This is a genomic window from Pseudomonas sp. C 49-2 (genome assembly GCF_003970195.1).
Lineage (GTDB): Bacteria > Pseudomonadota > Gammaproteobacteria > Pseudomonadales > Pseudomonadaceae > Aquipseudomonas > Aquipseudomonas canadensis.
The window spans coordinates 29,013-42,602 of record NZ_RXYG01000008.1; the positions used below are offsets into that span (position 1 = coordinate 29,013).

The window sequence follows — 13,590 nt, forward strand, 5'->3', positions numbered from 1 at the left end:
ATGGTTAGCGCTGTCCGGAACCCAATGCTTGATCAAAGACTGGACGTTCCGGGCTTAGAAGTGTCCTAAAGGCAGTCCCCGTAATAAAAGGAAACCCGCAGCGATGGCGTACTACCGCACTCCTCATGACGTTACCGCTCTGCCCGCCTGGCAAGCGCTCAATCAACATCGCCAAGCCATGCAGGATTTCAGCATGCGCGAAGCGTTCAATGCCGATCCTCAGCGTTTTTCCCAGTTCACCCTGAGCAGCTGCGGACTTTTCCTCGATTACTCGAAAAACCTGATCACCAGCGAAACCCGTGACCTGCTCGTGGGCCTCGCCAAAGAAGTCGGCCTGAAAGACGCGATCGACTCGCTGTACGCCGGCGAGCCGGTCAACTCGTCCGAAGGTCGCCCGGCCCTGCACACCGCCTTGCGTCGCCCGGTGGGCGACAAGCTGTCGGTGAATGGCGTGAACATCATGCCGGACGTGCACAAGGTGCTGAACCAGATCACCGACTTGGTCGGGCGCATTCACGATGGCCTGTGGCGTGGCTACACCGAGAAGCCGATCACCGACGTGGTGAACATCGGTATCGGTGGCTCGTTCCTCGGCCCGGAGCTGGTCTCCGAAGCGCTGTTGTCCTACGCCCACAAAGGCGTGCGTTGCCACTACCTGGCGAACATCGACGGCAGCGAGTTCCACGAGCTGACCCTGAAGCTACGCGCCGAGACCACGCTGTTTATCGTCTCGTCGAAATCCTTCAATACCCTGGAAACCCTGAAAAACGCCCAGGCCGCACGCGCCTGGTACCTGGCCCAGGGTGGCTCGGAAGCCGAGCTGTACCGCCACTTCATCGCCGTATCGAGCAACAACGCGGCGGCTGTGGCCTTTGGCATCCGCGAAGAAAACATCTTCCCGATGTGGGACTGGGTCGGCGGTCGTTACTCGCTGTGGTCGGCCATCGGCTTGCCAATCGCCCTGGCGATCGGCATGTCCAACTTCAAGGAACTGCTGTCCGGTGCCTACACCATGGACCAGCATTTCCAGAACGCCCCATTCGAACAGAACATGCCGGTGCTGCTGGGTCTGCTGGGCGTGTGGTACGGCAACTTCTGGGGTGCGCAGAGCCATGCGATCCTGCCGTACGACCACTACCTGCGTAACATCACCAAACACTTGCAACAGTTGGACATGGAATCCAATGGCAAGAGCGTGCGCCAGGACGGTACCCCCGTCGCCACTGATACCGGCCCAGTGATCTGGGGTGGCGTAGGTTGCAACGGCCAACACGCTTACCACCAGTTGCTGCACCAAGGGACCCAACTCATCCCGGCCGACTTCATCGTGCCGATCGTCAGCTTCAACCCGGTGTCTGACCACCATCAGTGGCTGTACGCCAACTGCCTGTCCCAGAGCCAGGCGCTGATGCTCGGCAAGACCCGCGCCGAAGCCGAAGCCGAGCTGCGTGAAAAAGGCATCCCGGAAGACGAGGTGCAGAAGCTGGCACCGCACAAGGTGATCCCGGGCAACCGTCCGAGCAACACCATCGTGGTCGAGCGCATCAGCCCGCGTCGCTTGGGCGCTTTGGTTGCGATGTATGAGCACAAAGTGTTCGTACAGAGCGTGATCTGGGGTATCAACGCCTTTGACCAATGGGGTGTGGAACTGGGCAAAGAGCTGGGCAAGGGCGTCTACAACCGCCTGACCGGCGCCGAAGAAACCTCGGCCGAAGATGCTTCGACCCAGGGCCTGATCAACTACTTCCGCGGTCGTCACCGCGGCTGATCCAGGTATCGCAGGGCCAACGTCCGTTTGGACGTTGGCCTTGAACCCTCCCCTTGCAGGGTGCATCTTTATCACTTGTCGCAAAAACAAGAATAAGGATCGCTCATGTTCGATATCAGCACGTTTCCCACCGCCGATGCCGTCCGCCGGGCTGCGCAACTCAGTCAGGAGGACTACCAGCGCCTCTATCGCCAATCCATCGAACAGCCGGATACGTTCTGGGCTGAACAGGCCAAAGGCTTTCTCGACTGGATAACCCCCTGGCACACCGTCCAACGCTCAGACATCAAGACCGGCGCTGCGCAATGGTTTGCCGGCGGCCAACTGAATGTCAGCCACAACTGCATCGACCGTCACCTCGCCCTGCGCGCCGATCAGCCGGCCTTCATCTGGGAAGGCGATGATCCGACAAAATCTTCCAAAATCACCTACCGCCAACTGCACCAGAACGTCAGCCGCCTGGCCAATGTGCTGAAAAGCCGTGGCGTAAAGAAAGGCGACCGGGTGTGCATCTACATGCCGATGATCCCGGAAGCCGCCTACGCCATGCTCGCTTGCACGCGGATCGGCGCGGTACATTCCGTGGTGTTTGGCGGCTTCTCGCCGGATGCCTTGCGTGACCGTATTCTCGACGCCGACTGCCGCACCGTAATCACTGCGGACGAAGGCGTGCGCGGTGGTAAACCGGTAGCACTGAAACAGAATGTCGACAAAGCCCTGGCCAGTTGCCCGAATGTGAGCACGGTGCTGGTGGTAGAACGCACCGGAGCGACCGTTAACTGGAGCGAAGGCCGCGATCTCAAGTATCAACAAGCCCTGGATGCGGCCAGCAGCGACTGCCCGCCCGAGCCAATGGACGCCGAAGACCCGCTGTTCATCCTCTACACCTCCGGCAGCACCGGCAAACCCAAAGGTGTCCTGCACACCACCGGCGGCTACCTGCTGCAAGCCGCAATGACCTTCAAATACGTGCTCGACTACCGCGAGGGCGAAGTGTTCTGGTGCACCGCCGATGTGGGCTGGGTCACCGGCCACAGTTACATCGTGTACGGCCCGCTGGCCAACGGCGCGACTTCGCTGATGTTCGAAGGCGTGCCGAGCTACCCGGACAGCTCGCGCTTCTGGCAGGTGATCGACAAGCACAAGGTCAATATTTTCTACACCGCCCCTACCGCGTTGCGTGCCTTGATGCGCGAGGGCCATGGCCCGCTGGAGAGCACCTCTCGCGCCAGCCTGCGCCTGCTGGGCAGCGTCGGCGAACCGATCAACCCGGAAGCCTGGGACTGGTACTTCAATGCCGTCGGCGAGCAGCGCTGTCCAATCGTGGATACCTGGTGGCAGACCGAAACCGGCGGCATCATGCTCAGTCCCTTGGTCAGCGCACAGCGCATCAAGCCCGGCTGCGCGACCCAGCCGATGTTTGGCGTACAGCCCGTGCTGCTCGACGAACAGGGCAAAGAATTCAGCGGGGCCGGCAGCGGCGTACTGGCGATCAAAGCGAGCTGGCCGGGGCAGATCCGTAGCGTGTACGGCGATCCGCAGCGCATGATCGACACCTATTTCAAACCTTACCCCGGCTACTACTTCACCGGTGACGGTGCGCGGCGCGATGAAGACGGCGACTACTGGATCACCGGGCGCATCGACGATGTGATCAACGTGTCCGGCCACCGTATCGGCACCGCCGAGGTGGAAAGCGCGCTGGTCCTGCATGATCTGGTGGCCGAGGCCGCCGTAGTGGGCTACCCCCATGACATCAAAGGCCAAGGCATCTATGCGTTTGTCACGCCCATGAATGGGGTGGAACCCGACGATGCGCTGAAAAAACACCTGCTGGAGCTGGTCGGCAAGGAAATCGGCAGCTTTGCCAAGCCGGAACTGATCCAATGGGCTCCGGCCTTGCCGAAAACCCGCTCCGGCAAGATCATGCGCAGGATTTTGCGCAAGATCGCCTGCAACGAACTCGACAGCCTCGGTGATACCTCGACCCTGGCCGACCCGAGCGTGGTGGATGGCCTGATCGACAAACGCTTGAACCGATAGGAACCCCTGAGTCGCCATGGAATTTATCCGCAGCCGTATCGAAAGCCAGTTGATGAGCCTGACTGGCCTGTCGCTGGGCCAACTGGACCTGGAAAACCCCAAGGGCGACCCCGGCCTGTTCGGGCCCGATTCGGTGAGTTGGCAGGTGCATGGCGACTTCAGCAGCATGCTCATCGGCGGCATCAGCGCGTTGATGCTGCAAGCCCTGCACCCATTGGCCCTGGCGGGCGTGTGGGACCATTCGAACTTTCGTCAGGACATGCTCGGGCGGTTGCGGCGCACCTCGCAGTTCATCTCGGGCACGACGTTTGGTTCGCGCAAAGACGCCGAATGGCTGATCGAAAAAGTCCGCACCATTCACCTGCAGGTCGTCGGCCACGCTCCGGACGGGCGACCTTATGCGGCCAGTGACCCAGAGTTGCTGACCTGGGTGCATGTGGCGGAGGTCAGTAACTTCCTCGCCGCTCACCTGCGCTATCGCAACCCGCAGCTTTCAGGTCGAGACCAGGACCGTTACTACAGCGAAATTGCCTTGGTCGCCGAACAGTTAGGTGCGCGGCATGTTCCGCGCTCTCGGCAGGAAATTTCAGATTATCTGGCACGTATCCGCCCACAATTGCTGTGCGACGATCGCAGCCGCGAAGTACTGCGTTTACTGCTTGACGCGCCCTCCCCCAGCCTACTGGCCAAGCCCTTTGGCAGTTTGATGATGCAAGCCGGAATCGACCTGCTGCCGGATTGGGCCAGCGCCATGCTCGACCAACACCAAAGCCCGATGCAACGCCAGATGATCCGTGCCGGGGTCAAGCGCAGTGCGCCGATGCTGCGTTGGGCGATGCGCAATGGTTCGGTGCAACGCGCCCATCGGCGGATGGGGTTGATGTAGGCCACGGCGCATAGCTGTTAAACTTCGCGCCCTTATTTCCCCAGCAAGGCGCGCTCCATGTCTTCTCTGAATCAGGCGCTGCGCGCCGCCCTCGATCATCGCCAAGACCTGATCAATGAGCTGCACGCCCAAGGCACTGACTGCTATCGCCTGTTCCATGGCAGCCAGGAAGGCGCCGGCGGCCTGACCATCGACCGCTACGGCCCGCAATTGCTGGTGCAGAGCTTCCACCAATGCCTGGAAACCGCAGAGCTGCTGGACCTGCATCAACAGGTCAACCAGTACATGGGCCTGGAATTGTTACTGGTGTACAACGACCGTTCCCGTGGCAACTCGCGCATCGACCGCGAAGACACGGTTTATCGTGCCGAGCCCGCTGCGCTGGAAGACCTGATCGGCCACGAGTGGGGCCTCAATTACCGCGTGCGCGGGCGCCATGCCGGGCAGGACCCGCTGCTGTTCCTGGATTTGCGTAACACCCGTGGCTGGGTCAAGGCGCACAGCGCCGGCAAAAGCGTGCTGAATCTGTTCGCGTATACCTGCGGCGTTGGCCTGAGCGCGGCCGCCGGCGGTGCGCGCGAGGTGTGCAACCTGGACTTCGCCGAGGGCAACCTGGCGGTCGGTCGCGAAAATGGTCTGCTGAACCCGCAACTGCCGACTATGGAATTTGTGCAGTCGGATTACTTCCCGGCGATCCGCCAATTGGCGGGGCTGCCGATCACCCAACGGCGCGGGCAGAAGCTGCCGAGTTATCCACGCCTGGAGCAGCGTCAATACGATCTGGTACTGCTCGACCCGCCAGCCTGGGCCAAAAGCGCGTTTGGCACAGTCGACTTGCTGCGCGATTACCAGAGCCTGCTCAAGCCCGCGCTGCTAGCCACCGCCGACAATGGCGTGCTGATCTGCTGCAACAACCTGGCGAAAGTCAGCATGGAGGACTGGCGTGAACAAGTCCTGCGATGCGCGGAAAAGGCCGGCCGCCCCGTACGCGACTGGAAAATCATGACGCCAGGCGCGGACTTCCCCTCACAGGATCAGCAGCCGCCCCTGAAAACCCTGATACTCCAGTTGTAAGACGTTTCCCAAAGGACCCGTTCTTCGGAACCGAAATCCCGTGCCATACTCCAAGGCACTCTTGTTTGACATAGATGGCGCCGCCCCATGCCCAAAGGATTGATTCGCGCCGCTGGCGCCTTGTTGACTGCCCTTGCCCTGTACAGCTTGCTGGGTTTCCTGATTCTCCCTGGTGTCGCGCTGCGCATTGCCAACCAGCAACTGGCCAATTACGCCACGGTGCCGGCTCGGATCGAGCGGATCGAGCTCAACCCGTTCAGCCTGGAAGTAACGGCATGGGGGCTGAAAATCGGTGAGCCAGGCAAGGAACAAGTGGGTTTCGAGCGCCTCTACGCCAACCTGCAGATCGACAGCCTTTGGACCCGCGCCCTGCATCTCGCGGATGTACAACTGGACAAACCCAAGACCGAGCTGTTGTTCGACAAGTCCGGCCAATTGAACCTCGCGCAGTTGTTCAAGCTGCCACCCAGCGAGCCAACCCCGACCGATCCGAATGCCAAGCCGTTTCCGCTGCGCATCGACAGCATCAAGCTGGCGGGCGGCTATGTGCATTTCGAAGATTTGCGTCCCAGCGAACCCATCGAATTCCTCTACGACAAGCTCGACTTCGAGCTGAAAAATCTCAGCACCCTGCCTGAAGACAACGCCGACATGACGTTGGTGGCAGCCGGGCCTGCAGGCGGACAGATCGACTGGAAAGGTAATTTCAGCCTGGTGCCGATCACCTCCGAAGGCACATTGAAAGTCACCGATGGCAAGATGAAAGCCTGGTGGCCCTACGTCCGCGACGCGCTGCCATTGGTGCTGGAAGACGGTGTGCTCAACTTCAGCACCGAGTACAAATTCAGTCTGGCCAAAGAGACCGAACTGAGCCTGACCAACACGGCCGCGAGCATTGCGCCATTTGCCATCAAGGCGCCGGACGGCCGCCCCTTGGTGCGCCTGGAGCGCCTGGACGTCAGCGAAACCACCGTGGACCTGGCCAAGCAGCAGGTCGTCGTCGGCAAGATCCGCAGCAACAAACTGGAAACCTGGGCGGCACTGGAAGCCGATGGGCAACTGGACTGGCAGAAACTGTTCGCCAGCCAGCCGAGCAAACCGGCCAAGACACCGGAGCCCAAAAATGCACCCGCCACCGCAGACTCGCCAAAAGCCGAGCCTGCGGCGCCAAGCAAACCCTGGCAGGTGCTGCTCAAGGACGTGCAACTGCGCAACTATCAGGTGCACCTGGCTGACCGCCAGGCCAAACCGGCAGTCGCGTTGGAGGTGGGCCCGCTGAACGTCGATGTGCAGAACTTCGATAGCCTCAACCAGAACCCCTTCACATTGAAAGTCGACACGGGCCTGGGCAAGCAAGGCAAGGTCCAGGCGACCGGCGAGGTCAACCTCAACCCGGTCAGCGCCAAGCTGAAAGTGAATACCCAGGACATCGACCTGCGTGTCGCGCAGTCCTATATCAGCCCGTTCATCCGCTTGGAACTGCGTAGCGGCATGCTCGGCAGCAATCTGGATGTGAACCTGAAAAGCACCGATCCTTTGAAGCTCCAGGTCACAGGCCGAGCGCAGGTCGACCAGTTGCACACCCTGGATACCCTCAAGACCCGCGACTTCCTCAAATGGCAGCGCTTGGTGCTCGAAGGCGTCAACTATCAGCATGGCGACAGTCTGTCGATCGATAAGGTCAACCTGCTGCAGCCGTATGCACGTTTCATGATCAACGATGACCGCACCACCAACGTGGATGACCTGTTGATCCCACAACCCGCTGACAAATCACCCAAGCCCGCCAGCAAGGAAAAGCCGCTGGGCATTCGTATCGGCCAGATTGCGATCAACGACGGTTCGGCCAACTTTGCCGACTTCAGCCTGACGCCCAACTTCGCCACGGCGATTCAACAGCTCAACGGGCAAATAGGTACCATCGACAGTCGCCAGGCCAAACCGGCCAGCGTCGATATCAAGGGCAAGGTTGACCGTTATGCGCCGGTGACCATCAAGGGCAGCGTGAACCCGTTCGATCCGATGGCGGCGTTGGATATCGCAACCAGCTTCAAACGCGTTGAGCTGACCACCTTGACGCCTTACTCCGGCAAGTTCGCCGGTTTCCGTATCCGCAAGGGGCGACTGAACCTCGACCTGCACTATGTGATCACCAAGGGTCAGCTGAAGGCCGAGAACAAAGTGGTGGTCGAGCAATTGCAACTGGGCGATAAAGTCGACAGCGCCGATGCCGTGGACTTGCCGATTCGCCTGGCAATCGCGTTGCTCAAGGACTCCGACGGCAAGATCTCCATCGAACTGCCGGTGACAGGCGATCTGAATAACCCGCAGTTCAGCGTGATGCCGATTGTTTGGCAGACCCTGCGAAACCTGGTAGTGCGTGCAGCAACGGCGCCCTTCAAGTTTATCGGTGGGTTGGTGACGGGCGGCGGCTCGGAAGACCTCGGCAATGTATCGTTCGCCGCCGGTTCCAGCGAACTGAACAAGGATGCTGAGGGCGCCCTGAACACCTTGGCCAAAGCACTGAAAGAACGCCCTACCCTGCGCCTGGAGATCGAAGGCACAGCGGCAGCCAGCAGCGATGGACCTTTCCTCGCCGCTCAGCGACTGGAACGTGAATACCAGTACAACTACTACAAGATTCTTCAACGTCGTGGCGACAAGGTTCCAGCCCAAGCGTCGTTACTGGTTGTACCCGAAAAGGAGAAAGCGCCACTGCTGGAAGGCATCTACCGCACCCGACTGAAACAACAACCGCCGGCCGAATGGAAAGACCTGAGCAGTGATGACCGTAGCGCGAAACTGCGTGACGGCGTGATCAAGTTCTGGAGTGGCAGTGATGTGCTACTGCGCCAACTGGGCCAAGACCGCGCCAGCACCATCAAGGACTACCTGGTGGACAAAGGCCAGCTGGAAGATGACCGGGTGTACTTCATTGATGCCAACTTGGGCCAGGCCGAGAAGGATGGCCGGGTCGTTACACCTATGCATCTGGACGCCGAATAACTCAAAGCAACACAACTCCAAATGTGGGAGCGGGCTTGCCCGCGAAGGCGGTGGGTCAGTCGACGAATCTGTCAACTGACACTGCCCCTTCGCGGGCAAGCCCGCTCCCACATTTGAATCTCATACCTGTAACGTTTGTATTCCAGCCCAGAATAGAACAGGCCCCGACACAAGTGCCGGGGCCTGTAATGACCACATCCGTGTGGTCGGTCGCATGAACTCCAGAGGTGCATCAGGTGGATATCTAACTCACCCTAAGCCGCCGCCATTCGGTTCAGACGAAACGGGTGCGTTACTCTGCTTTCAGGCCGTCGGCCGATACAGCTTTAACGCCTTTGATTTTCTTGGTGATGTTCACCGCGGTAGTTTTCTGAGCTTCAGTGACCGCTGCGGTCGAAGACAAGGACACTACGCCTTTGTTGGTTTCGACTTTGATGTCGGTACCAGGAATGCCTTTCTCGGTTACCAGATCAGCTTTGACTTTGGTGGTGATCCAAGTATCCGAAGTGGACTCTTTAGCGCTAGCAGCTGCGCCCTTGGTTTTATCGATACCATCAGCTTTGGTTGCGCCGCCAGCCAGTAGGCCATCAGCAGAAACAGCAGTGACACCTTTGATTTTCTTGGTGATGGCTACAGCGGTCGCTTTTTGCGAGTCCGAAATAGCGACTTCGGAGGACAGGGAAACCACGCCTTTGTTGGTTTCAACCTTGATGTCCGAACCAGGAATACCTTTCTCGGTCAGCAGGTCAGCTTTCACTTTGGTGGTGATCCAGGTATCCGAGGTGGACTCTTTAGCCTTGGTCACTTCACCGGCCGCCAGCGTCATAGGGGCTTGGGAAGTCTGAGCAAAGGCTACGTTAGCACCCATGGCCAGGGTCAGAGCGGTAGCAGTAGCGAGAGCGAACTTCTTCATACGAGTAACTCCTGTTTTATTAAAAGTCTGCAGTACGTAAACCTTGATGCTGCAGCGTTAACAGGAATATTGCAGGCAGTGTGCCAAGTTCGATGAGCCCATAAAACTCATATAAAACAACAAGTTATAAAAGCGCGTAATTTTCGGAATCGTGCAAGTTGCATGAATACCATCGTGGCTGCATGCAAGTTGCGGCTTTTGGATTCAGCTAAACGGCTGATTTCCCGCTACTTTCCAGCGCCCATAAAAAAAGGACTCCGAAGAGTCCCTTTTTCAGCTGAAAGCTCGGGGGGTTTAAACGCCCGAAGCCTTGGCTGCTGCTACGTCCTTGATGGACAGCTTGATACGGCCGCGGTTGTCCACGTCCAGTACCAGCACTTCCACTTCCTGGCCTTCCTTCAGGATGTCGGTCACTTTCTCAACGCGAGCGTCGCTCAGCATGGAGATGTGAACCAGACCGTCCTTGCCCGGCAGGATGTTGACGAATGCGCCGAAGTCGACGATGCGCTCAACCTTACCGACGTAGATCTTGCCGATCTCGGCCTCAGCAGTGATGCCCAGAACGCGCTGACGTGCTGCTTCAGCCGCTTCCTTGGTTTCGCCGAAGATCTTGATCGAGCCATCGTCTTCGATGTCGATCGAAGCCTTGGTTTCTTCACAGATCGCACGGATAGTCGCGCCGCCTTTACCGATGACATCACGGATTTTGTCGGTGTCGATTTTCATCGCGATCATGGTCGGAGCATTTTCCGACAGTTCGGTGCGGGACTGACCAATGATCTGGTTCATCTGACCGAGGATGTTCAGGCGCGCTTCCAGGGCTTGGCCCAGGGCGATTTCCATGATTTCTTCGGTGATGCCTTTGATCTTGATGTCCATCTGCAGCGCGGTCACACCTTTGGCGGTACCGGCTACTTTGAAGTCCATGTCGCCCAGGTGGTCTTCGTCGCCCAGGATGTCGGTCAGGATGGCGAACTTCTCGCCTTCTTTAACCAGGCCCATGGCGATACCGGCAACCGGCGCCTTCATCGGCACACCCGCGTCCATCAGTGCCAGGGAAGCACCGCAAACGGAAGCCATGGAGCTGGAACCGTTGGACTCGGTGATTTCCGACACAACACGAATGGTGTACGGGAACACGTCAGCTGCAGGCAGCATGGCGGCGATCGAACGACGGGCCAGACGGCCGTGACCGATTTCGCGACGACCAGCGCCACCCATGCGACCACACTCGCCCACCGAAAACGGAGGGAAGTTGTAGTGCAGCATGAACGGGTCTTTTTTCTCGCCTTCCAGGGTGTCCAGCAGTTGTGCGTCACGGGCGGTGCCCAGGGTCGCGACTACCAGAGCCTGGGTTTCACCACGGGTGAACAGCGCCGAACCGTGAGTCTTCGGCAGAACGCCGACTTCGATGTTCAGCGGACGTACGGTACGGGTGTCGCGACCGTCGATACGTGGCTTGCCGTTAACGATGTTTTCGCGAACGGTGCGGTATTCGATTTCACCGAAAGCCGCTTTGACGTCGCTGGAGGAAGGCTGGCCTTCTTCACCGGACAGCTTGGCCACAACCTGATCCTTCAGCTCGCCCAGGCGAGCGTAACGGTCGGCCTTGACGGTGATGGTGTAGGCGTCGGAGATGGCAGCGCCGAACTCGGAGCGGATAGCGCCCAGCAGTTCGGTCGCTTCAGCTTGTGGAGCCCAGGTCCAGGTTGGCTTGGCAGCTTCGGCAGCCAGCTCGGTGACGGCCTTGATGACAGCCTGGAACTCGTCGTGGGCGAACAGTACGGCACCCAGCATCTGGTCTTCGGTCAGCTCTTTGGCTTCCGATTCAACCATCAACACGGCTTCCGAGGTACCGGCTACAACCATGTCCAGGCTCGAAGCTTTCTGTTGCTCGTAAGTCGGGTTCAGCAGGTAGCCGGTGCTTTCGTGGAACGCAACGCGGGCAGCGCCGATCGGGCCATCGAAAGGAATGCCGGAGATGGCCAGGGCAGCCGAAGTACCGATCATCGCAGCGATGTCCGGATCGGTCTTTTTGCTGGTGGAAACGACGGTGCAGACAACCTGCACTTCGTTCATGAAGCCTTCTGGGAACAGCGGACGGATCGGACGGTCGATCAGTCGGGAAGTCAGGGTTTCTTTCTCGGAAGGACGGCCTTCACGCTTGAAGAAACCGCCAGGGATCTTACCGGCAGCGTAAGTCTTTTCCTGGTAGTGAACGGACAGAGGGAAGAAGCCTTTGCTCGGGTCAGCGGTCTTGGCGCCAACTACAGTCACCAGAACGGTAACGTCGTCGTCAACGGTAACCAGCACTGCGCCGGAGGCTTGACGGGCGATACGGCCTGTCTCGAGGGTAACGGTCGACTGACCGAACTGGAATTTTTTGATAACCGGGTTCACGGTGTCCTACCTTCTTTGTGGCTCTTGGGGGAACTTGTCTTCTTGCGAAATTCTTGGGCAATGTCGGGAATCGGCCCGAACCTGGTCCAGGGTAAAACGTGTATCCAGATAAAACTTGAGGCTGGGAGCCTACCATGGGCCAGCGGGAATCCCACTGGCACACGGCAGACAACCAACCTCTAGCGCAATCGCTTATTAGCGACGCAGACCCAGGCGACCGATCAGAGTCTGATAACGACCCAGATCCTTGCCTTTCAGGTAGTCCAGCAGCTTACGGCGCTGGTTTACCATGCGGATCAGACCACGACGGGAGTGGTGATCTTTACCGTTGGCCTTGAAGTGACCTTGCAGCTTGTTGATGTTGTGGGTCAGCAGTGCAACTTGCACTTCTGGCGAACCAGTGTCACCAACAGCTTGCTGATAGTCAGCAACGATTTGTGCTTTTTCTTGAACGTCGAGAGCCATGAGGCAATCCTTTTTTCAGGAAACCACCCAAAGGGCAGCTTCAACAGGCCAGGGACAAATCCCTGTATCTAAAAATGAGTAGTGACCGTGCCTGTTAACAGCCACCCTCGTCCGGTCATTCTGACCGAATCAGTCGACGCGGCGCGATGCGCCCGTCTTCGCTCACTTCACCGATACCGATGAAGCGACCATTATGATCCTGTACCCGCACCATGCCGAACTTCGGGGCATCCGGGGCACGTACCGGCTGGCCGTTGAGCCAGTAGAACGCGCTGTGCTCCGAGAAGTGCAGCAATGGCCAATCCAGCAAACCGCTGTCCGATGGCATCAGGAAGCGATCAACCGCTTCGTTGCCGCCTTCGGCGTGTACGGCTTCCAACTCTTCCAGCGTGACCGTCTGGGCCAGGCTGAAAGGGCCGGCCTGGGTGCGTCGCAGCTCTGCAACGTACGCACCGCAACCGAGCTTTTCACCGATATCTTCCACGAGGGTACGGATATAGGTGCCTTTGCTGCAGTCCACAGCCAGGCGGGCAGTGTCGCCTTCACAGGCGAGCAATTCCAAGCGCGCAATAGTAACAGAACGCGGTTCGCGCTCCACTACTTCGCCCGCACGTGCCAGCTTGTAAAGAGGCTGGCCATCACGCTTGAGCGCCGAGTACATCGGCGGTATCTGACTGATTTGCCCACGAAAACCCGGTAAAGCGGCTTCAATATCTGCACGACCAACGGTCACATCGCGAACCTGCAGAACATCACCTTCGGCGTCGGCCGTGGTGGTGGTCTTGCCCAATTGCATCAGGGTTTCGTAACCCTTGTCGGAATCGAGCAGGTATTGCGAAAACTTGGTGGCCTCGCCAAAGCACAAAGGCAGTACACCGGTGGCCAAAGGATCGAGGCTGCCGGTGTGCCCGGCCTTTTCGGCGTTGAGCAGCCAGCGGACCTTCTGCAACGCGGCATTGGAGGTAAAGCCAATGGGCTTGTCGAGCAGGATTATGCCGCTGACGTTGCGACGGATACGTTTGACCTGAGCCACCG

General features: G+C 59.0%; 9 protein-coding genes. 5 read left to right on the forward strand and 4 right to left on the reverse strand.

Features of this window, described 5'->3' with window-relative positions; all coding sequences use genetic code 11:
- Nucleotides 1-103 precede the first annotated feature (103 nt).
- The 5 genes from pgi (at nucleotide 104) to EJ576_RS16890 (ending at nucleotide 8,777) form a co-directional block, all read left to right on the forward strand.
- Complete coding sequence (gene pgi, locus EJ576_RS16870) at nucleotides 104-1,768, forward strand: glucose-6-phosphate isomerase (RefSeq protein WP_122728099.1); 1,665 nt, start codon at nucleotides 104-106, stop codon at nucleotides 1,766-1,768.
- Between the two features lie 105 nt (nucleotides 1,769-1,873).
- Nucleotides 1,874-3,811 (forward strand): acetate--CoA ligase, encoded by a 1,938-nt coding sequence (gene acs / locus EJ576_RS16875; protein ID WP_123475634.1) that lies wholly within the window; start codon nucleotides 1,874-1,876, stop codon nucleotides 3,809-3,811.
- Between the two features lie 16 nt (nucleotides 3,812-3,827).
- On the forward strand, nucleotides 3,828-4,697 hold the full coding sequence (locus EJ576_RS16880; RefSeq protein WP_126570735.1) for an oxygenase MpaB family protein: 870 nt from the start codon (nucleotides 3,828-3,830) through the stop codon (nucleotides 4,695-4,697).
- 57 nt (nucleotides 4,698-4,754) lie between these two features.
- On the forward strand, nucleotides 4,755-5,771 hold the full coding sequence (locus EJ576_RS16885; protein ID WP_122728096.1) for a class I SAM-dependent rRNA methyltransferase: 1,017 nt from the start codon (nucleotides 4,755-4,757) through the stop codon (nucleotides 5,769-5,771).
- 87 nt (nucleotides 5,772-5,858) lie between these two features.
- The gene (locus tag EJ576_RS16890) at nucleotides 5,859-8,777 is read left to right on the forward strand and encodes a DUF748 domain-containing protein (RefSeq protein WP_126570736.1); all 2,919 of its coding nucleotides are present in this window, start codon (nucleotides 5,859-5,861) and stop codon (nucleotides 8,775-8,777) included.
- 292 nt (nucleotides 8,778-9,069) lie between these two features.
- Here the strand turns inward: EJ576_RS16890 and EJ576_RS16895 are convergent, their stop codons facing one another.
- The 4 genes from EJ576_RS16895 to truB form a co-directional block, all read right to left on the reverse strand.
- The gene (locus EJ576_RS16895) at nucleotides 9,070-9,690 is read right to left on the reverse strand and encodes a BON domain-containing protein (protein WP_028617968.1); all 621 of its coding nucleotides are present in this window, start codon (nucleotides 9,688-9,690) and stop codon (nucleotides 9,070-9,072) included.
- A 294-nt stretch (nucleotides 9,691-9,984) separates the two neighbouring features.
- Nucleotides 9,985-12,090, reverse strand: coding sequence for a polyribonucleotide nucleotidyltransferase (pnp, locus tag EJ576_RS16900; protein ID WP_016976826.1), 2,106 nt, complete (start codon nucleotides 12,088-12,090; stop codon nucleotides 9,985-9,987).
- A gap of 195 nt (nucleotides 12,091-12,285) precedes the next feature.
- A complete protein-coding gene (rpsO, locus tag EJ576_RS16905) occupies nucleotides 12,286-12,555 on the reverse strand; it encodes a 30S ribosomal protein S15 (protein WP_003177875.1) in 270 nt (89 codons plus the stop codon).
- A gap of 115 nt (nucleotides 12,556-12,670) precedes the next feature.
- Complete coding sequence (truB, locus tag EJ576_RS16910) at nucleotides 12,671-13,588, reverse strand: tRNA pseudouridine(55) synthase TruB (RefSeq protein ID WP_016976825.1); 918 nt, start codon at nucleotides 13,586-13,588, stop codon at nucleotides 12,671-12,673.
- Between the last annotated feature and the right edge of the window lie 2 nt (nucleotides 13,589-13,590).